Origin of the sequence: Paraburkholderia sediminicola, assembly GCF_046027355.1 — a bacterium.
GTDB classification, from domain to species: domain Bacteria; phylum Pseudomonadota; class Gammaproteobacteria; order Burkholderiales; family Burkholderiaceae; genus Paraburkholderia; species Paraburkholderia sediminicola_B.
The window spans coordinates 192,423-211,488 of sequence record NZ_JAQQEK010000005.1; the positions used below are offsets into that span (position 1 = coordinate 192,423).

Sequence of the window (19,066 nt, forward strand, 5' to 3'; positions counted from 1 at the left end):
TCGTGTCCGAGGCAGAGATTCTGGAGCGCATCCGCGCCATCTTCAAAGAGAACTTCGCAATCGAGCCCGAGCGTGTCACGCCCGAAGCGCATCTGTTCGAAGACCTCGATCTCGACAGCATCGACGCCGTCGACCTCGCGATCAAGCTGCAGGAAATGACCGGACGCCGCATCAAGCCGGAAGAGTTCAAGTCGGTGCGCACGGTCGGCGACGTGATCGGTGCGGTCGAATCGCTGCTGGCGGCACAAGGCTGATGCCCGCCGTGCGCTCGCGAACGCAAGCGGCGGCGGATCGGGCCGCCGATGCCTCGCCCGGCACTGAGCGCCACCTGGGCAAAACCGTCGTGCAGGTGCTGTTGAAGCTCGCGTACCCCGCGCTGATTCTGTGCGCGTGGAAATGGGACACGCCGCGCTACGTCGGCTGCATGCTGTTTGCGATCCTGTGGCTGCAGCGCTGGGCCGGCAGCGGCCCGGTCGCGACCTCGCTGCGGCGGCTCTCCACGATCGACTGGACCGTGGTCGGTTTGCTGAGTTGCGCTTCGGCGGCAATCGTGTTGACCAATAGCGAGCTGCTGTTGCGTCTTTATCCGTCGCTCGTCAATCTGGGGTTGCTGATCGCGTTCGGGGCGACGCTCGTGCGCGGGCCGTCGATGATCGAAAAATTCGCGCGCCTCGGCAATCCGAACCTGCCGCCGGGCGCGGTGCGCCATACGCTGCGCGTGACCCAGGTGTGGTGCGCGTTCTTCGCGCTGAACGGCGTGTTTTCCGCTTATACGGCGCTGTACTGGAGCCGGGCGAGCTGGTCGCTCTATAACGGCGCGATCGCCTATGTGCTGATCGGCGTGCTGCTGGTGGCCGAGGTCATCTGGCGTTATCTGGTCGTGCTGCCGCGCGCCGCGCGTTCGGAGGCGGCATGATCGCGTTGCATGATCTGTTGTCGGTGGCCGCTGAGACTGCCGCGCTGTCTGCACCCGTATGCCGGGACGGTGCCACGGTGCTCGATCGCGCGGCGTTTCGCGCGCGCGTCGCTGCGCTGATCGCGCTCGTGCAAACTCAGAACGCGCAACGCTACGCGCTGTGCATCGACGATCCGTTCGATTTCGCCTGCGCGCTCTTTGCGATATTCGCGTGCCGCAAGGAGCCGGTGATTCCGGCCAATTCGACGCCTGGCTATCTTGCCGATCTCGCCGACGCGTATGAAGTCGTGCTGACTGATGCGGATTTGCCGCCGTTTGCGTTTACTGTCGGAGCCGACGCCGGTGTCAACGCCGAAGCCAATGCCGACGAGGACTTCAACGCAGGAACGGACGACAACGCCGGCGCCAACACCAACGCCGAAGCCGCTCCAGCGCACACGTCCCGCGCCGCTTACCCGATCGACCCACAAGCCCCGCTCACGCTTTACACCTCAGGCAGCAGCGGCCGCCCCAAGCCGATCCGCAAGACGCTCGCGCAATTCAACGCCGAAGTGCACACGCTTGAAAAGCAGTGGGGCGCGCTAGTCGGCGACGCGACGATGCTCGCGAGCGTGCCGCATCACCACATCTACGGTTTGCTGTTTCGCGTGCTCTGGCCGCTCGCAGCCGGCCGTGCGTTCGACCGCGCGGTCAGCATTGAGCCTTTGCATCTGCAGGCGCAGATCGAACGATGCGGCGCAGCGGTGATCGTTTCAACACCCGCACAACTGTCGCGCTGGCCCGCGCTGCCCGGTTTCGCCGACCTGACGCCGGCGCCGCGCGCATTTTTCTCGTCGGGCGGTCCGCTCGCGTTCGAAGCCGCGCAGGAATACGCCGCAGCCTACGGCGCCGCGCCGCTCGAAATTTACGGCAGCACGGAAACCGGTGGCATCGCGTGGCGGCGTCAGGATCAGACCGATGCGTGGCAACCGGTGTCCGGCATCGAAGTGCGCCGCGACGAAGACGGCGCGTTGAACGTCCGCTCGCCGCATCTCGATCACGCCGGCTGGCACCGCACTGACGACAAAATCTCCTTCGACGCCGAAGGCCGTTTCCGTCTGCAAGGCCGGCTCGACCGCGTGCTCAAGCTCGACGGCAAACGCGTGTCGCTGCCGGAACTGGAAGCGCGCCTCGCGCTGCATCCGTATGTGGCGCAAGCGGCGCTCGTGCCGCTGGAGGGCGCCTCGCGCGAGCGCGTCGGCGCCGTCGTGGCGCTGACCGAAGCGGGCGGCGCGGCCTTGCGCGACGAAGGCCGCGTGGCGCTCGCGAAAGTGCTGCGCCGGCATCTCGCCGAATATTTCGACGTCGTGGTGCTGCCGCGCCACTGGCGTTTTCGCGTCACGCTGCCGTTCGACGCGCGCGGCAAACTGCCGGTGGCCGCCGTGGCGGCCGCGTTCGAACCGCGCGTCGAAGGCATGGAAGTGCTGGCCGAAGCGCGCAGCGGTGACACGCTGCACTATGAGTTGCGCGTGCCGTCGACGCTCGCGCATTTCGCCGGCCACTTTCCCGGCCTGCCGATTCTGCCCGGCGTCGTCCAGGTCGATTGGGCGATGCGGCTGGCCGCCGAGCACGTGCCGGCCGTGCGCGCGGTGGCGTCGATCGATCGTCTGAAATTCATGGCGCCGGTATCGCCGGGCGCGGTGCTCAAGCTCACGCTCGCTCACGACGCAACCCGCCGGCGCGTGCAGTTCGCGTACCGCGTGAACGGCCGTGACTGCGCGTCCGGCGTGATCGTCTACGGGGAGGCCGCGTGATGAGCTTCTCCCCGTGCATCGTCATTCCGATCTACAACCATAAGGACGCGATCGGCGCGACCGTCGCGCATCTGGCGGTTCACGGCCTGCCGTTTTTCGTCGTCGATGATGGCAGCGACGAGGCGACCCAGCAGGTGCTCGCCGCGCTCGCGCAGCAGTACGCCGGGCAGCTCACGCTATTGCGCCTGCCGGTCAACGGCGGCAAAGGCGCGGCGGTGATGGCGGGGCTGCGCGCCGCGCGCAAGGCGGGCTACACGCACGCGTTGCAGATCGACGCCGACGGCCAGCACGACGCCACCGACGTGCCGCGTTTCATCGAAGCGGCTCGCGCCGAACCGGGCGCGGTGATCCTCGGCCGCCCGATCTACGACGAGAGCGTGCCGAAAGCGCGCCTCTACGGCCGTTATCTGACGCACGTGTGGGTGTGGATCGAAACGCTTTCGCTGACGATCCGCGACTCGATGTGCGGCTTTCGCCTCTATCCGCTGGCGCTCGCCTGCAATCTGATCGACAGCGTGCAACTGCCCACGCGCATGGACTTCGACATCGAGATCCTCGTGCGTCTGTATTGGCGGCGCGCGGCGTTTCGTTCGATTCCGACGCGCGTCACCTACGCAAGCGACGGCGTCTCGCACTTCGACGTGCTGTGGGACAACGTGCGTATCAGCCGCAGTCATACGCGGCTCGTGTTCGGCATGCTGTGGCGTCTGCCGATGCTGCTCGCGCACAAGGTGATGCCGCGTCGCTCTGCACTTGCGGACGGGCAGGGCAAAGAGAACGAACAGGACTGGTGGCGCATCGCCGAACGCGGTAGCCATCTCGGCATGTCGCTGCTCGCGCTCAGTTGCAAGCTGTTTGGCCGACGCTTCACCGCGCTGTGGCTGCATCCGATCGTCGCGTATTTTCTGCTGACGGGGCGTGCCGCGCGCGAGGCTTCGAGTAACTACTTCAAGCATCTCGGCGAGGCTGCGCCGCACGGCGACACGCCGCGTCCTGGCTGGCTGTCCGCGTATCGCCATATGCTGGCGTTCGCGCAATCAGGCTTCGACAAACTCGCGGCATGGTCGGGCCGCGTGAACAACGCCGATGTCAAATTCGAAGATCCTTCGGCATTCGAAGCGTTGGTGGCGAGCGGCAAGGGCGCGCTCGTGATCGGCGCGCATCTCGGCAATCTGGAAATGACCCGCGCGCTCGCCGCGCAGGGCGCTTATGCGAAGGTCACGGCGGTCGTCTATACGGAGCACGCGCGCCGCTTCAATAGCGTGCTGGCCTCGGCCAATAGCGAGTTCGCGAAGCATCTGCTCGAAGTCAGCGACTTCGGCCCCGAGACCGCGATGATGATGCAGGAGCGTGTCGATTCTGGCGAACTGCTGGTGATCGTCGGCGACCGCGTGCCCGCGCACGAAGCGGGCCGCACGACTGAAGCGCAATTTCTCGGCTCGACCGCGCCGTTCGCGCAGGGTCCGTATGTGCTCGCGCATGCGCTGGGCTGTCCGGTCTATTTGTTCTTCTGTCTGAAAGAGCGCGACGGCTACCGTCTGTATTTCGAACCGTTCGCCGAGCGCATCGAACTGCCGCGCCGCGAACGCGCGCAGCATCTCGCCGCGTGGGCGCAGCGCTATGCCGTGCGTCTTGAACATTATTGCCGCAAGGCCCCTTATCAATGGTTCAACTTCTTCGATTTCTGGGCCAGCCCCAAGCGAGGCGCGAATGGCCGAACATGATCTGATCGATGTGCCGAATGCAGGCGCGAACGTGAACAACGCGGCAGTCGTGATCGGCGGCCGCAAGCTGACGATCGAAGAGGTCGTAGCGATTGCACAGCACCGCGCGCCGGTCGCCTTGAGCGACGACCCGGCGTGGCGCGCACGTATCCAGCGCGGCGCGGATTTTCTGCGTCGGCATCTGGCCGCGGGCGCGACTGTGTACGGCGTCAACACCGGTTACGGCGACGCCTGCGTGGTCGACGTGCCGATGGAGCTGGTCGAAGCGTTGCCGCTGCAACTCACGCGCTATCACGGCTGCGGCATGGGCCAGTATCTCGACGACGCGCAAACACTCGCGGTGATCGCCGCGCGGCTCAACTCGCTCGCTTATGGTTTTTCCGGCGTGCGTCCCGTGTTGCTCGAACGTCTGGCCGATCTGGTCAATCACCGTGTGTTGCCGCGGATTCCGTCGGAAGGCTCGGTCGGCGCGAGCGGCGATCTCACGCCGCTCTCGTATGTGGCCGCCGCGCTCGCGGGCGAACGCGACGTGATGTTTGAAGGGCATCTGCGTGACGTGCGCGAAGTGTGGAACGAACTCGGTCACGCACCGCTCACGCTCGCGCCGAAAGAAGGGCTCGCGCTGATGAATGGCACGGCGGTGATGACGGGTCTCGCCTGTCTCGCGTTTGCGCGCGCCGATCATCTGACGCGGCTCACCGCGCGCCTGACGGCGCTGTGCACCGTCGCGCTCGACGGCCGCGCGGCGCACTTCGACGCGATGCTCTTCGAAGTGAAGCCGCATGCCGGCCAGGCCGAAGCCGCGGCATGGATTCGCGACGACCTGTCCGGCCGCGACGATACGCCGGGCCATCGTCTGCAGGACCGTTATTCGATTCGCTGCGCGCCGCACGTGATCGGCGTGGCGCGCGACGCGCTCTCGTGGGTGCGCCGCGATGTCGAGAACGAACTGAACAGCGCGAACGACAACCCGCTGATCGATCCGGACAACGAACGCGTACTGCACGGCGGCAACTTCTACGGCGGCCATATCGCGTTCGCGATGGACTCGCTGAAGGTCGCCGTCGCGAATCTCGCCGATCTGATGGACCGGCAACTCGCGCTCCTGGTCGACGTGAATTTCAACAACGGCTTGCCGCGCAATCTGTCGGGCGCCCCGCCCGCGCGCGCCGCGATCAATCATGGTTTCAAGGCGGTGCAGATTTCGTCGTCCGCGTGGACCGCTGAGGCCTTGAAGAACACGATGCCCGCCAGCGTCTTTTCGCGTTCCACCGAGGCGCACAATCAGGACAAGGTCAGCATGGGCACGATCGCCGCGCGCGACTGCCTGCGCGTGCTGGAATTGACCGAGCAGGTTGCCGCCGCGCATACGCTCGCGACGGTGCAAGCCGCGCGTCTGCGCTTGAAGATCGACAGCGCGACGCCGGTACCGGCGCCGCTGCAGGCGTTCATCGACAGCGTGGGCGCGCAGTCGCCGTTCGTCGACGAAGACCGTGCGCTCGAACACGAACTGCGTGCACTGACCGCGCGTATCGCCGCATGCGATCTGGTGAGCCACTATCGCGGAGGATCGAGCGCATGACCGGTTCCCGCAAAGTGCTGAGCGCGAGCGCGACGGTGGAAGTGCCGTTCCACGATGTCGACGCGATGAACGTCTGTTGGCACGGCCACTATCTGAAGTACTTCGAGATCGGCCGCGCGGCGCTGTTGCGCGCGTTCGACTACGACTATCGTGAGATGCAGGCTTCGGGTTATTTGTGGCCGATCGTGGAAGCGCATCTCAAGTACGTGAAGCCGGCCACCTACGGTCAGCAGATCGAAGTGCGCACGCAACTGCTCGAACACGAAAACCGCCTGAAAATAGGCTATGAAATCCTCGATTGCGCGACCGGCACGCGACTGACCAAGGGCTATACGATCCAGGTCGCGGTCGATGCCGCCACTCAGGAGTTGCAGTTCGTCTCGCCGCCTGTCGTGTTCGAGAAGCTGGAGCGCGTATGGGGACAATGAATTTCCGTGCCGTTGTCGTGGGCACGTTGAGCGCATTGAGCGTGTTTGCCGCGACAGTCGTATCGACGGAACCCGCATCGGCCGCATCGACGAAAGAAGCCGCGCCCGGCAACCCCGCGCTCGTCTCGCAGATCGCCGCGCATCTCGCGCAAGCCAAGGGCGTGCGTGCGCAATTCACGCAGACGCAAACGCTCGCCGCGATGAAGCAGCCGCTCGTCAGCACCGGCTCGCTGCTGTTCTTCCGCGAACGCGGCGTGATCTGGCAAATCGACACGCCGTACAAAGCCACCTACGTGATCACCGATGCCGGCGTCGCCGAAGTCAACGCCAACGGTCAGCGCGTCACGGCTCACAGCGCGCAGGGCACGCGCGGCGTCGCGCAAGTTTCGAAGATGATGCGCGCGATGCTCGGCGGCGACCTGTCGGCGCTGTACTCGCAATTCGACGTGCAGGCCGAAGGCAGCGCCGCTCAATGGCGCATGCAACTGACGCCGAACCAGCCGCAGATCGCGCAGTCGATCAAAGGTCTGGAGATGAACGGCGGTGACTATCTACAGCGCTTGCGCATCACGCTCGCGAACGGCGACGTCACTCAACTCGAGTTCACGAAGAGCGCGGCCGTGACCGAACTCACCGCGGCTGAACGCGGTTTGCTCGGGGCGCCGTAATGGAGATGCTGCAACAGCGATCCGCGAAACAGACGTGGGGCATGCGCGCCGCGTGGCTGCTGCTCGCGCTCGTTGCGGCGTTGTATTGCGGCTGGCGGTTCATGGGACCGTCGCCGTTGCAAACCAATCTGCTTGCGCTGTTGCCTGCGACCGAGGCCGATCCGGTCGCCGAAAAGGCAGTCGATACGCTGGCGAGCGCGCTCGGCGACCGCACCGTTTTCCTCGTCACCAGCAACGACGACGCGCACGCGAAAGCCGCGGCGAAACAACTCGGCGCGTCGTTGCAAAAGAGCGGCGCGTTCGGTTCGGTGACGGCGGAGTTGCCGCCATTCGATCTGTCGCAGATCGCGTCGCTGTATATGCCGTATCGTTTCGGCTTGCTGGCACCGGCGGATCGCGCGGCGCTCGCGGGCGGCGCGGCCAACACCACGTTGCACGACACGCTGGCCCAGCGCATCTACAGCCCGTTACGCGGCGGACTCACCACGCCGCTCGCCGACGATCCGTTCGGCTGGCTCGAACACTGGCTCGGCGGCCTGCCGCTCGCTACGTCGAATCTCGAACTCGAAGACAACATGCTGGTTGCGCATCGCGGCGCCGCCACCAGCGTGTTGATCGTCGCGACGCTGCCGGGCTCCGCCTACGAAACGAAGACGCAGCACGCGGTGCTCGCGGCGCTCGCTCAAGGCGAAGGCGCGTTGAAGCAAGCGTTCCCCGATGTTTCGGTCGCGCGAACCGGCGCCGTCTTTTACGCGGAATCGGCACGCAGCGCGTCGGAACATGAAGTGCATCTGATCGGCGTCGCGTCGCTGTGCGGCATCGCGCTTCTGATGATGTGGGTGTTCCGCTCGCCGCGCCTGTTGTTACTCGGCTTCGTGTCGACCGCGCTCGGCATTGTCTGCGCGCTTGCGGTGACGATGCTGGTATTCGGCAAGCTGCATCTGTTGACGCTGGTGTTCGGCGCCAGCCTGATCGGCGAGGCCGTCGACTATTCGATTCAGTACTTCGTGGTGTATCTCGGCGCGCAGCGCGACTGGGATGCGCGGCGCGGCGCGCGCGCGGTGCGTCCCGCGTTGAGTGTGGCGCTCGCCACGAGCCTGCTCGGCTACGCGATTCTCACGTGGGTGCCGTTTCCCGCGCTCAAGCAGATCGCCTGCTTCGCGATTGCCGGTATCACGACGGCGTTCGCCTCCGTGCTGTGGCTGCTGCCCGCGCTGCTCACGCGCGCGCCCAAACGCAGCCCCAAGCGTGTATTTGCAGGCGCGGCGCGCGTGCTGACGGTGTGGCATCGCACGATCGGCGGCAAGCGGGCGTGGTTCGTGGCCGCGCTGTTGCTGCTGCTGGCGATTCCCGGCTGGCTGCGTCTGACCAGCGACGACGATATCCATTTGCTGATCCAGCGCGATCCCGCGCTCGTCGCGCAGGAGGACAAGGTGCGTGAGGCAGTCGGCGTGGATAACAGCGCGCAGTTTTTCGTCGTGCGCGGCGAGACGCCGGAACTCGTTTTGCAACGCGCCGAAGCGTTGGGCACGAAGCTGGATGCATTGAACGGCACCGCGAACAAGGTCGGCAGCTATCAGTCGGTCGCGCAGTTCGTGCCGTCCGCGAAACAGCAGAATGAAGATCGTGCATTGCTCGCGCAGCACGTGTTCAACGACCGCGCCGCGTTGCGCGCCACGCTTCTGCAAGCCGGCTTCAAGGACGAAGTCGCCGATGCCTGGCTCGCCGCGTACGCCAAACCGCAAGCGCCGCTCACGATCGATAGGTGGCTCGCGGCGCCGTGGTCGCAACCGTACAAACATCTCTGGCTCGGCGAAGTCGATTCATCGACGAAAGCTTATGCCGCCGTCGTCATTCCGCAGGGCGTGACGCCGCGGAATGAACCCGCGCTGATCGCGACCGCGCAGGGCTTGACCGGGGTCGTGTTCGTCGACAAGGCCGCCAGCGTGTCGAAACTGTTCGGCGCGTATCGCGTGGATAGCGGCTGGTGGCTAGGCGGCGCGCTGGCACTCGTGCTCGTTCTGCTGATGTTGCGCTACCGTGTGCGCGGCGGTATCGCCGTGACCTTGCCGGTGCTGCTCGCCGTGGGCGTCACGCTCGCCGTATTCGGCTATGCGCACGTGCCGCTCAATCTGTTCAACTGGCTCGCGCTGATGCTCGTGCTCGGCGTGGGCGCAAACTATGCCGTGTTCCTGCGCGAAGGCTGCCTGCGCGCGGACGCGGATCTCGGCGCGGTGTGGACGGGCGTGCTGTTGTCGGCGGCCACCACGCTGTTGTCGTTCGGCATGCTCGGTATGAGCGCGATGCCCGCGCTGAAGAGTTTCGGCGCGACGCTCGCGCTCGGCATCGCCGTATCGGTATTGCTCGCGCCGATCGGCATGCCATCGGAATCAAGGAGGGCCGCATGAAAGCGCCATCAGTTTATTTGCACGCGCTCGGCATGATCAACGCGCTTGGCGGCGACCTCGACAGCATTGTCCCGGCGCTCGCCGTCGGCCGCTCGCCGGGTATGGCGAACGCGCACACGGGGATCGGCGAGGCGTTCGTCGGCAGCGTGCTCGCGCCGCTGGAGCTGGCGCCGCCCGCCGAACTCGCCCGTTACGACTGCCGCAATAACCGCTTGCTGCTCGCCGCGCTGACGCAGATCGCGCCCGCTGTCGACGCAGCGCGCGAGCGCTACGGCGCGCATCGCATCGGCGTGGTGCTCGGCACCAGCACGTCGGGTATCGAGGCCGCCGAAGCCGCGTTCGTCTATCAGGCGCAAGCGGGCGATCTGCCCGCGAACTTCAACTACCGGCAAATGGAAATCGGCACCGCCGCGCCGTTCGCCGCCGCCGCGCTCGGCCTGCATGGTCCGGCGTTCACCATCTCGACCGCGTGCACGTCGAGCGCGAAGGCCTTCGCGTCGGCGCGCCGGCTGCTGCAGTTGCAACTGTGCGACGCCGTCGTGGTGGGCGGCGTCGATTCGCTGTGCGAGCTGACGGTGCAGGGTTTCGCATCGCTTGAATCGACCAGCAACGTGCGCAGCAATCCGATGAGCCGCAATCGTTGCGGAATCAATGTCGGCGAAGGCGCGGCCGTGTTTCTCATGAGCCGCGACGAAGCAGCGGTGCGGCTCGCGGGCGTCGGTGAATCGAGCGACGCGCATCACATTTCATCGCCGGACCCGCGTGGCGTGGGCGGCGAACTCGCGTTGCGCGCGGCGCTCGCCGATGCGGGCATCGAACCGTCGGCGATCGGCTATGTGAATCTCCACGCCACCGCCACACGCAAGAACGACGAGATGGAAGCGGGTTTGATGGCGCGCGTGTTTCCGCAAGGCGTGCCGACGAGCGGCACCAAGCCGTTGACCGGCCACCAGCTCGGCGCGGCGGGCGCCACCGAACTCGGCTTCACGTGGCTTTCGCTGGCGCATGACAACGTGCCGCTGCCGCGGCATCTGTGGGACGGCGAGGCCGATCCCGCGCTGCCGGCGCTGGACCTGGTCGTTAGCGATCGCTTCATGCCGCAAGGCGGTGTGCAATACGCGATGAGCAACTCGTTTGCTTTCGGCGGCAGCAATGTCAGCCTTGTCCTTGCCCGATGAGTTGCCCGATGAGTTGCCCGATGAGCCACGCGATGAACCCGACGCCTACCGTTGACGAACTGGTCCAGCAGCCGATCGAAGCGATCATCCCGCATCGCGGCACCATGCTGCTGATCGACGCCGTGGACACGTTCAGCGAAGAAACGCTGACCGCGCGCGCCACGGTGCGCGCCGACACCTGGTATGCCGACGCGGACGGCGCGATGCCCGCGTGGATCGGCATCGAACTGATGGCGCAGGCGATCGCCGCACACGTCGCGTTACTGGCCATGCGCGGCGGCGGCCGCGCGCGGCCCGGCGTGCTGCTCGGCTCACGCAGCTACAAGGCATTGCAGCCCTCGTTCGCTGGCGGCGCGCAGTTGTCGATCCACGTTGTGGAACTGCTGCGCAGCGAAGAGGGCCACGGCGCCTACGAATGCACGATCCGGCACGGCGACGCGGGTTGCGCCGAAGCCGTCATCAAGGTTTTTCAACCGCGCGATTTTCAGTCATTCATCGAAGGGAGTTTCAGTTCATGAGCCGGCGTGTTCTCGTTACCGGCGCAAGCCGCGGCATCGGCCGCGCGATTGCGTACAAGTTGGCCGCCGACGGCTTCGCGGTGTCCGTGCATTGCCGCACGGGACGCAGTGAAGCGGACGCGGTTGCGACGGGCATCGCCGCGCAGGGCGGCACGGCGCGCGTGCTGCAGTTCGACGTGCGCGAGCGCGCCGTGTGCCGCGAAGTGCTCGAAGCGGACGTCGCGGCGCACGGCCCGTACTACGGCATCGTGTGCAGCGCGGGCGTGACGCGCGACGCCGCGTTCCCCGCGCTCACGGAAGAAGATTGGGACGTCGTGATCGAAACCGGTCTCGACTCGTTCTATAACGTCGTCCATCCGTTGACCATGCCGATGGTGCGCGCCCGCAAGGGCGGCCGCATCGTCACGATCGCTTCGGTGTCCGGCGTGATGGGCAACCGCGGCCAGGTCAACTACAGCGCGGCGAAGGCCGGCCTGATCGGCGCGAGCAAGGCGCTCGCCGTCGAACTGGCGTCGCGCAACATCACCGTCAATTGCGTCGCGCCGGGTCTGATCGAGACCGGCATGCTCGACGACATGCCGCTCGAGCAGGCGTTGAAGACGGTGCCGATGAACCGCGTCGGCCAGCCTGCCGAGGTGGCGTCCGTGGTCAGCTTCCTGATGTCGGATGCGGCCTCGTATGTCACGCGTCAGGTGATCGGCGTCAACGGCGGGATGATCTGATGAAGCGCGTCGTCATTACCGGCATGGGCGGCGTCACGGCGTTGGGCGATAGCTGGGACGTGATCGAAACGCGTTTGAAGAGCGGCGTGAACGCCGTGCGCCGCATGCCCGAGTGGGATTACTTTGAGTCGCTGCATACGCGGCTTGCGTGTCCGTTGCCGGGTTTCACGGCGCCCGCGCACTATCCGCGCAAGAAGACCCGCTCGATGGGGCCGGTGTCGATGTACTCGGTGCGCGCCAGCGAACTGGCGCTCGCCGACGCGGGCCTTGCCGACGACGCCACCATCAAGGACGGCCGCATGGGTGTCGCCTATGGTTCGTCGTCGGGCTCGGTGCAGCCGATCCGCGCGTTCGGCACGATGCTCGAAACCGGCTCGATGAGCGACGTCACATCGAACAGCTACGTGCAGATGATGCCGCATACGACTGCGGTCAACGTCAGCCTGTTCTGGGATCTGAAAGGGCGGATCATTCCGACCTCGTGCGCTTGCGCGTCGGGCAGTCAGGCGATCGGCTACGCGTATGAAGCGATCCAGAGCGGCAAGCAGATGCTGATGCTGGCCGGCGGCGCTGAGGAATTGTCGGGGCCGGCCGTCGCCGTGTTCGACACGCTATACGCCACCAGCACGCGCAACGATGAGCCGCATCTGACGCCGCGTCCGTTCGACGCCGCGCGCGACGGCCTCGTGGTCGGCGAAGGCGCGGCCACGCTGGTGCTCGAGGAATATGAGCACGCGGTGGCGCGCGGTGCGCGGATTCATGCGGAGATCGTCGGCTTCGGCTGCAATTCGGACGGCGCGCATATGACCCAGCCGACCGCCGAAACCATGGCGCTCGCGATGCAGCTCGCACTCAACGACGCCCAACTGCCGCCCGAAGCGATCGCGTACGTGAACGCGCACGGCACCTCGACGGATCGCGGCGACATCGCCGAAAGCCATGCGACCGCGCAGACCTTCGGCGCGCGCATGCCGATCAGCTCGCTCAAGAGCTATGTCGGCCACACGCTCGGCGCGTGCGGCGCGCTCGAAGCGTGGTGGACCATCGAGATGATGAAGCGCAACTGGTATGCGCCGACCTTGAACCTGGAGAACGTCGATCCGGCCTGCGCGCCGTTGGATTACATCGTCGGCACGGGGCGTGAGATCGACGCCGAATACGTGATGAGCAACAACTTCGCGTTCGGCGGCATCAACACGTCACTGATTTTCAGGCGCGTTCGATGAGCGTCGCGCTGCAACGCGTGGTCGTGACCGGCATGGGCATCGTGTCGTGTCTCGGCAATACGCTCGACGAAGTCTCCGCTGCCTTGCGCACCGGCCGCTCGCGTGTGGAGCGGGTCGATGCATGGCGGGAGCGCGGCTTCGGCTCGCAGGTGGCGGGCGTTGCGTCGGTCGCGCATGAGACGCCGTTCGAGCGCAAGCTCGAACGCTTCATGGGCGACACCGCGCGCTTCGCGTGTCATGCCGCGCGCACGGCGATCAGCGACGCCGGGCTCGACGCCACGCAGTTGCGTTCGCCGCTCGCCGGCACGGTGATCGGTTCGGGCGTCGGCACGATGTCCACTTACGACGCGGCCATGGCGATCGCGAATGCCCGCGGCGTCGACAAGGTGCCGCCGTACACGGTGCCGCATGCGATGAGCAGCACCGCGTCGGCCAATGTCGCGCAGGTGTTCGGGCTCGAAGGCGTCAGCTATTCGCCGTCGTCGGCATGCACGACTTCGGCGCTCGCGATCGGCCAGGCGATGCAACTGATTCAGACCGGCCGTCAGCAGATCGTGCTGGCCGGCGGCAGCGAGTCGCTGCACGACAACATGACGTTGATGTTCGACGCGATGGGCGCGTTATCGCGGCGCTTCAACGATACGCCGCAGAAGGCATCGCGCCCCTACGACACAGAGCGCGACGGTTTCGTGATCGCGTCCGGCGGCGGCGTGCTCGTGCTCGAAGCACTCGATCACGCGCTCGCGCGCGGCGCACGCATTTACGCGGAGCTCACCGGCTTCGGCGACTGCACGGACAGCGGCGGCATGGTCACGCCGCGCGCGGCGGGGATCGCGCGGGCCATGCGCGGCGCGCTGAACGAAGCGGGCAAGCGGCCCGACTACATCAACACGCACGCACCGTCGACGCCGCTCGGCGACCTCGAAGAACTGCACGCATTGAACGAGGTGTTCGGCGCGGCGTTCGACCATCGCCTGCCGGCGTTTTCGTCGACCAAGGGCATGACGGGCCATCCGCTCGGCGCATGCGGCGCGCACGAGGCGGTCTACACGCTGCTGATGATGCGCGACGGCTTCATCGCGGGCACGGCGGATATCGACACGCCGGAGCCGGCTCTCGACGGCATGCCGCTCGTGCGCACGACGCGCGACGCGCGCATCGGCACGGCGATGTCGGTGTCATACGGATTCGGCGGCAGTTGCGCGAGCCTGATGTTCGAAGCATGGCAGGGCGGCTGAAACGGCCGCGACTTTATAGAAACGAGGGCGATAACAATGAAAAGAGCAGGTGTACTGGGCGCGCTGGCAGTCATGGCGCTGACGCTGGCGGGTTGCGCCACGCAGGTGAAGTCGCTGCCGCTCGCCGCGGCCGGCGGCGAATCGCGCGGCAACGTGCCGGTGTATTTCGGCCAGCAGGACCACCCGGCGGTCAAGAGCCGCCAGGGCGACGTGTCGTACTCCGTGCGGATCGCGCGCAAGGTCGCCGGTCCCGACGACGCTTGCCACGAAGCGCTCGCCGAAGCCGTGCAGAAACTGCGCGCGGCGGCCAGCGAACGCCACGCCAATGCCGTGATCGATGTATCGACGCGTTTTCATAGCACCGAGAGCAACTCGTCGACCGAATTCACCTGCGGCGTTAGTCCGAGCGCCGCCGCGATCGCTGTAAGCGGTCAGCTCGTCGTGCTGGAATCGAACTGAGTCGAACCGGGTCGATTGAAATAGAACTCACAGAGCAACAACAACCACCAAGGAGTCTCAATGAAACGCCATCTGCTGTTTGCCGCATTGTTTGCATCGTTTGCCACGCTGAGCGCTGCGCCGGCTTTTGCCCGCGATACGGTCAGCTACTTTCCGGTCGAGCAGGCCTTGCAAAGCGAACCCGGCAAAGTGAGCGAAGACATCGGGCTGTATTTCGCGGGTCAGCGCCATCCGGCTGTCGTGAAGACGATGGGCGAATTCGCCACCAACAAGAAGACCAACGCGTTCGGCAAGAGCGATCTGCAAGCCTGCCAGCACGTTTTCCTCTCGGCGGTGATCGAGTTGCAGGAGCGCGCGCGCAAGGAAGGCGGCAACGCGGTGATCAACATCAAGAGCAACTACAAGAACGAATTGCGTGAGAGCGCCACCGAGTACACGTGCGGCGCGGGCGCGGTGGTTGCTGGCGTCGCGTTGACGGGCGAAGTGGTGACGCTGCGTAAGTAAGAGTGGGTCCGCGCAAGCCAGCGCGGAAAAGTACGTATGCGCGCGAGGCAGACAGGAAGGCGGCGTGCGCCGCCTCGCGCTGTTTTACCGCATCAGGCTCGCGCCTTGCTGCGCATTAACCGGCTTTAACCGCCGCGACATTGACCAGCGTTTCACGACGCTTGCCGGGTTGCGGATGGGTCAGGCCGAGCCGTTCGAGAAGACCGAAGTCTTTCGCGCGGCTCCACCAGAGGTAGGGCAGTGAGACGTTGCGCTCGCTGAAGTTGAAGCCGCCGCGGCGGATCATGTCGAGGTAGCCGTCGGCGCTCTTTTGCACGTGCATCGGATGACGGAACAGCAGCCGGATTACCCACGATTTGATGTATGCGTCGGTGGATTCGGCGAACAGCAGCACGCCGCCCGGTTTGAGCACGCGGCGGAACTCGGCGAGCGCGCGGTCCTGCTCGACGAGATGATGGAAGGTTTGATGGCAGAACACGATATCGGCGCTCGCGTCGGGTAGCGGCAAGTTCGCGCAGTCGCCGTGCAGCAGTTCGATATCTGCTAGCTTGTCGCGACAGGCGCTCGCTGCCTGAGCGGCGAGCGTCAACGACGGCTCGTGGAAGTCGATGCCGACAAGGCGGCGCGGCTTGAACGCCTCGGCGAGCAGACGGAAGGAAATGCCTTGGCCGCAGCCGACGTCGACGATCACCGGCGCCTCGGGCAAGGGCGTGTCGATCAGGCGTTTGAGGTCGTTGATCGCGACCCGCAGCACATGATGTTCCCAGGTGTAGGTACGCAGGAACCAGATCCCGAAAGCCGTTTCGGGCACGAAAGGCACACTGGATGTTTCGGATGGCGACACGCTGGGCTCCCCGGCGAAATGGCGTTATTACCACGCCCAAGGGTTTTCCTCCGGGGCGTCGAACGCAATTGTAACGAGACGTAAGGATGCAGCGAAACGCTGCTCCGGGCAAGCCAAACGATTGAGGCAAATTTGAGTACACATTCGTCAAAGCGCACGACCGTCGATGTCGTGATCATCGGTGCCGGACCGGCAGGCGCGGTTGCGGCGGCATTGCTGCGCAAGGCCGGGCGCTCCGTGCTGGTGCTGGAGCGCCAGCACTTTCCGCGCTTTTCCATTGGCGAGAGCCTGCTGCCGCAGAGCATGGCCTATCTCGAAGAGGCCGGCATGCTGCAGGCCGTGGTCGAAGCGGGCTTCCAGTACAAGAACGGCGCGCATTTCGTGTATCGCGACCAGTCGTCGGCGTTCGACTTCCGCGACAAGCATTCGCCGGGTTGGGGCACCACCTATCAGGTCGAGCGCGCGGTGTTCGACGATATTCTGATTCGCTGCGCGGCGGAGCAGGGCGCCGACGTGCGCTTCGGGCATACGGTGCGCGCGGTTCACCCCGGCGTTACGCCTTTGGTCGATGTGGTCGACGAAGCGGATCACGCCTATCAGATCGAAGCGCGTTTCGTGTTCGACGCTAGCGGCTTCGGCCGCGTGTTGCCGCGCCTGCTGAACCTCGAAGCGCCGACGCGCATGCCAACGCGCGCCGCGATCTTCACGCATGTGCAGGACGGCATTCCGGCCGGCGTGACCGATCGCAACAAGATCTGCGTGGCAACGCATCCCGAACACCGCGACGTGTGGTTCTGGATGATTCCGCTGGCGGGCGGACGTTCGTCGGTGGGGTGTGTCGCCGAGGCGAGTCTCCTCGACGTGCCGGACGCGGAGCGTGACGCGAAGCTGCGCGCGCTGATCCAGCAGGAGCCGACGTTGAGCGGCCTGATCGGTAACGCGCCGTTCCTGATGCCGGTGCGCCACATCGGCGGCTATGCGGCGAACGTGGAGCGCCTGCATGGGCCGGGCTACGCACTGCTCGGCAATGCGGGCGAGTTTCTCGATCCGGTGTTCTCGTCCGGCGTGACGATTGCGTTGCGCTCGGCGCATCTCGCGGTGGAAACCTTGAACCGGCAACTGGACGGCGAACAGATCGACTGGTCGGCCGCTTACGACGTGCCGTTGCGCAAGGGGATCGATACGTTCCGCGCGTTCGTCGAGCGGTGGTATTCGGGCGCGCTGCAGGACATCATTTTTTATCCGGACCAGACGCCTTCGATTCGCCGCATGATCAGCTCGGTGCTGGCGGGCTATGCGTGGGATGAGTCGAATCCGTATGTCGCGGATCCGGTGCGTCGGTTGAATGCGTTGCATGAGGTGTGCATGCAGCGGTGAGCCAACTGCGCGGCAGGCATCAAAGAAAACGGCGCTTCGTAATCGAAGCGCCGTTTCTTCATTCAGCCGTGTGAATCACTCAGTTCAAGCCGCGATCCTGGCCGCTCCCGACGCAGGCTGCCGCGCATCATCGCGACGATGCACGCGCTTGCCGGCCGCATACGTCTCGTAGATCGCGCGATCGTCGCCGAGCAACGCGAACGCGAACAACAGTTCCTCCAGCGTTTCAATACGCGCGGTGCGGCGCGCGAGCAGCGGTGTCGCGCGCGGATCGAGCACGACGAAGTCCGCTTCCGACTTCGGCTTCAACGTACCGACCTTGTCCGCCAGATCAAGCGCTTCGGCCGCGCCGGCGGTCGCCAGATAGAACATGCGCGTGGCCGTCAGATGATGTCCGCCCAGACGCGCGACCTTGTGCGCTTCGTTCATGGTTTGCAGCATCGAGAACGAGGTGCCGCCGCCGACGTCCGTCGCCAGTGCGATCGGCATGCCGGCTTCATCGGCCTTGTCGAAGTCGAACAGGCCGCTGCCGAGGAACAGGTTCGAAGTCGGGCAATGCGAGGCGACCGTGCCGGTTTGCGCCATGCGTTTGCGGTCTTCCTCGTCGAGGTGGATGCAGTGGCCGTACACGGCGCGGCGGCGCAGCAGACCGTAGTGATCGTAGATGTCGAGATAGCTGCGGTGGCCCGGGAACAGATCGGCGACCCATTTCACCTCGTCGGTGTTTTCCGCGACGTGGCTCTGGATGAAGATGTCCGGGTTCTTGCCCGCCAGCACGCCGCACGCTTCGAGTTGCGCTTCGGTCGAGGTCGGCGCGAAACGCGGCGTGAGCGCGTACATCTGGCGGCCGCGATTGTGCCAGCGGCCGATCAGCTCGGCGCTGTCGTCGTAGCCCGACTGCGCGGTGTCGCGCAAAAACTCGGGGCAGTTGCGGTCCATCAGCACCTTGCCGGCCACCATGCGCAGATTGCGCGCTTCGCTCTCGGTGAAGAGCGCGTCGGCCGATTCCTTATGGACCGTGCAGTACACGAGCGCGGTCGTCGTGCCGCACGCCAGCAGTTCGTCGACGAAAAAGCTCGCGGTGTCGCGCGCATAAGCCGGATCGGTGAAGCGGCGCTCGGTCGGGAACGTGTACGTCTCGAGCCACGGCAACAAACCCGGCGCCGGCGACGCGATCATGTCCGTCTGCGGATAGTGAATGTGCGTATCGATGAAACCCGGCACGATCAGCTTGTCGCGCATTTCCTGCACCTGGGTGCCGGGCGCGAGTTGCGGCGCGAGCGCGGCATACGCGCCGGCCGCGATGACGTGGCCGTCTTCGACGATCAGCAGGCCGTCCTCGTTGAAGACCGCCGCGTTGGGCGATTGCGCGGGGTCGCCGTTGAAGGTCAGCAGTTGCGCGCGGAATGCCGATTGGGCTGCTTTAGCCGATTGAGTCATGGAAAAACCGTCTCCGATTGTGGGAAGCTGCACAGTCCGGA

Annotated in this window: 18 protein-coding genes; 16 read left to right on the forward strand and 2 right to left on the reverse strand. The window is 65.6% G+C overall.

Annotated features, from left to right (window positions below):
- Window positions 1-2: 2 nt before the first annotated feature.
- The 15 genes from PQR42_RS11100 to PQR42_RS11170 are packed head-to-tail and all read left to right on the forward strand — an operon-like array spanning window position 3 to window position 15,364.
- A complete protein-coding gene (locus PQR42_RS11100) occupies window positions 3-254 on the forward strand; it encodes an acyl carrier protein (RefSeq protein ID WP_007180827.1) in 252 nt (83 codons plus the stop codon).
- The gene (locus tag PQR42_RS11105) at window positions 254-916 is read left to right on the forward strand and encodes a COG4648 family protein (RefSeq protein WP_408385682.1); all 663 of its coding nucleotides are present in this window, start codon (window positions 254-256) and stop codon (window positions 914-916) included. The genes PQR42_RS11100 and PQR42_RS11105 overlap by 1 nt, the downstream gene beginning before the upstream one ends.
- Complete coding sequence (locus PQR42_RS11110) at window positions 913-2,709, forward strand: ApeI family dehydratase (protein WP_408385683.1); 1,797 nt, start codon at window positions 913-915, stop codon at window positions 2,707-2,709. Before PQR42_RS11105 ends, PQR42_RS11110 begins: the two co-directional genes overlap by 4 nt.
- Entirely contained in the window at window positions 2,709-4,433 is a 1,725-nt protein-coding gene (locus PQR42_RS11115) for a glycosyltransferase family 2 protein (protein WP_408385685.1), read from the forward strand. The genes PQR42_RS11110 and PQR42_RS11115 overlap by 1 nt, the downstream gene beginning before the upstream one ends.
- Window positions 4,420-6,015 (forward strand): HAL/PAL/TAL family ammonia-lyase, encoded by a 1,596-nt coding sequence (locus PQR42_RS11120; protein WP_408385687.1) that lies wholly within the window; start codon window positions 4,420-4,422, stop codon window positions 6,013-6,015. Before PQR42_RS11115 ends, PQR42_RS11120 begins: the two co-directional genes overlap by 14 nt.
- Window positions 6,012-6,443: an acyl-CoA thioesterase gene (locus tag PQR42_RS11125; RefSeq protein ID WP_408385689.1), complete on the forward strand. Its 432-nt coding sequence runs from the start codon at window positions 6,012-6,014 to the stop codon at window positions 6,441-6,443. Before PQR42_RS11120 ends, PQR42_RS11125 begins: the two co-directional genes overlap by 4 nt.
- Window positions 6,431-7,111, forward strand: a complete 681-nt coding sequence (locus PQR42_RS11130; protein ID WP_408385691.1) for a LolA family protein — start codon at window positions 6,431-6,433, stop codon at window positions 7,109-7,111. The genes PQR42_RS11125 and PQR42_RS11130 overlap by 13 nt, the downstream gene beginning before the upstream one ends.
- Window positions 7,111-9,519 carry an MMPL family transporter gene (locus PQR42_RS11135; protein WP_408385693.1) on the forward strand — a complete coding sequence of 803 codons (2,409 nt, stop codon included), beginning with the start codon at window positions 7,111-7,113 and terminating at the stop codon, window positions 9,517-9,519. The genes PQR42_RS11130 and PQR42_RS11135 overlap by 1 nt, the downstream gene beginning before the upstream one ends.
- Window positions 9,516-10,697 (forward strand): beta-ketoacyl-[acyl-carrier-protein] synthase family protein, encoded by a 1,182-nt coding sequence (locus PQR42_RS11140; RefSeq protein WP_408385695.1) that lies wholly within the window; start codon window positions 9,516-9,518, stop codon window positions 10,695-10,697. Before PQR42_RS11135 ends, PQR42_RS11140 begins: the two co-directional genes overlap by 4 nt.
- A 32-nt stretch (window positions 10,698-10,729) precedes the next feature.
- Entirely contained in the window at window positions 10,730-11,215 is a 486-nt protein-coding gene (locus PQR42_RS11145; protein ID WP_408385983.1) for a hotdog family protein, read from the forward strand.
- Complete coding sequence (locus tag PQR42_RS11150; RefSeq protein WP_408385697.1) at window positions 11,212-11,937, forward strand: 3-ketoacyl-ACP reductase FabG2; 726 nt, start codon at window positions 11,212-11,214, stop codon at window positions 11,935-11,937. Before PQR42_RS11145 ends, PQR42_RS11150 begins: the two co-directional genes overlap by 4 nt.
- Window positions 11,937-13,163 (forward strand): beta-ketoacyl-ACP synthase, encoded by a 1,227-nt coding sequence (locus tag PQR42_RS11155; protein ID WP_408216168.1) that lies wholly within the window; start codon window positions 11,937-11,939, stop codon window positions 13,161-13,163. Before PQR42_RS11150 ends, PQR42_RS11155 begins: the two co-directional genes overlap by 1 nt.
- Window positions 13,160-14,401: a beta-ketoacyl-[acyl-carrier-protein] synthase family protein gene (locus tag PQR42_RS11160; RefSeq protein ID WP_408216166.1), complete on the forward strand. Its 1,242-nt coding sequence runs from the start codon at window positions 13,160-13,162 to the stop codon at window positions 14,399-14,401. Before PQR42_RS11155 ends, PQR42_RS11160 begins: the two co-directional genes overlap by 4 nt.
- A gap of 36 nt (window positions 14,402-14,437) precedes the next feature.
- Window positions 14,438-14,860 carry a signal peptidase gene (locus PQR42_RS11165; protein WP_408216163.1) on the forward strand — a complete coding sequence of 141 codons (423 nt, stop codon included), beginning with the start codon at window positions 14,438-14,440 and terminating at the stop codon, window positions 14,858-14,860.
- 60 nt (window positions 14,861-14,920) lie between these two features.
- Window positions 14,921-15,364: an excinuclease ABC subunit A gene (locus PQR42_RS11170; RefSeq protein ID WP_012434019.1), complete on the forward strand. Its 444-nt coding sequence runs from the start codon at window positions 14,921-14,923 to the stop codon at window positions 15,362-15,364.
- 115 nt (window positions 15,365-15,479) lie between these two features.
- Here the strand turns inward: PQR42_RS11170 and PQR42_RS11175 are convergent, their stop codons facing one another.
- Window positions 15,480-16,208, reverse strand: a complete 729-nt coding sequence (locus PQR42_RS11175; protein WP_408216160.1) for a class I SAM-dependent methyltransferase — start codon at window positions 16,206-16,208, stop codon at window positions 15,480-15,482.
- Window positions 16,209-16,340: 132 nt separating this feature from the next.
- Between PQR42_RS11175 and PQR42_RS11180 the strand changes: the two genes are divergently transcribed.
- The gene (locus PQR42_RS11180; protein ID WP_408216158.1) at window positions 16,341-17,585 is read left to right on the forward strand and encodes an NAD(P)/FAD-dependent oxidoreductase; all 1,245 of its coding nucleotides are present in this window, start codon (window positions 16,341-16,343) and stop codon (window positions 17,583-17,585) included.
- A gap of 84 nt (window positions 17,586-17,669) precedes the next feature.
- On the opposite strand, the gene guaD is transcribed toward PQR42_RS11180, so the two are convergent.
- The gene (guaD, locus tag PQR42_RS11185) at window positions 17,670-19,025 is read right to left on the reverse strand and encodes a guanine deaminase (protein ID WP_408216155.1); all 1,356 of its coding nucleotides are present in this window, start codon (window positions 19,023-19,025) and stop codon (window positions 17,670-17,672) included.
- Window positions 19,026-19,066 lie beyond the last annotated feature (41 nt).

Coding starts and splice junctions, on each gene's coding strand:
- PQR42_RS11105 (WP_408385682.1), top strand. CDS start 254: ATGCCCGCCGTGCGCTCGCGAACGCAAGCGGCGGCGGATCGGGCCGCC.
- PQR42_RS11110 (WP_408385683.1), top strand. CDS start 913: ATGATCGCGTTGCATGATCTGTTGTCGGTGGCCGCTGAGACTGCCGCG.
- PQR42_RS11115 (WP_408385685.1), top strand. CDS start 2,709: ATGAGCTTCTCCCCGTGCATCGTCATTCCGATCTACAACCATAAGGAC.
- PQR42_RS11120 (WP_408385687.1), top strand. CDS start 4,420: ATGGCCGAACATGATCTGATCGATGTGCCGAATGCAGGCGCGAACGTG.
- PQR42_RS11125 (WP_408385689.1), top strand. CDS start 6,012: ATGACCGGTTCCCGCAAAGTGCTGAGCGCGAGCGCGACGGTGGAAGTG.
- PQR42_RS11130 (WP_408385691.1), top strand. CDS start 6,431: ATGGGGACAATGAATTTCCGTGCCGTTGTCGTGGGCACGTTGAGCGCA.
- PQR42_RS11135 (WP_408385693.1), top strand. CDS start 7,111: ATGGAGATGCTGCAACAGCGATCCGCGAAACAGACGTGGGGCATGCGC.
- PQR42_RS11140 (WP_408385695.1), top strand. CDS start 9,516: ATGAAAGCGCCATCAGTTTATTTGCACGCGCTCGGCATGATCAACGCG.
- PQR42_RS11145 (WP_408385983.1), top strand. CDS start 10,730: ATGAACCCGACGCCTACCGTTGACGAACTGGTCCAGCAGCCGATCGAA.
- PQR42_RS11150 (WP_408385697.1), top strand. CDS start 11,212: ATGAGCCGGCGTGTTCTCGTTACCGGCGCAAGCCGCGGCATCGGCCGC.
- PQR42_RS11155 (WP_408216168.1), top strand. CDS start 11,937: ATGAAGCGCGTCGTCATTACCGGCATGGGCGGCGTCACGGCGTTGGGC.
- PQR42_RS11160 (WP_408216166.1), top strand. CDS start 13,160: ATGAGCGTCGCGCTGCAACGCGTGGTCGTGACCGGCATGGGCATCGTG.
- PQR42_RS11165 (WP_408216163.1), top strand. CDS start 14,438: ATGAAAAGAGCAGGTGTACTGGGCGCGCTGGCAGTCATGGCGCTGACG.
- PQR42_RS11170 (WP_012434019.1), top strand. CDS start 14,921: ATGAAACGCCATCTGCTGTTTGCCGCATTGTTTGCATCGTTTGCCACG.
- guaD (WP_408216155.1), bottom strand. CDS start 19,025: ATGACTCAATCGGCTAAAGCAGCCCAATCGGCATTCCGCGCGCAACTG.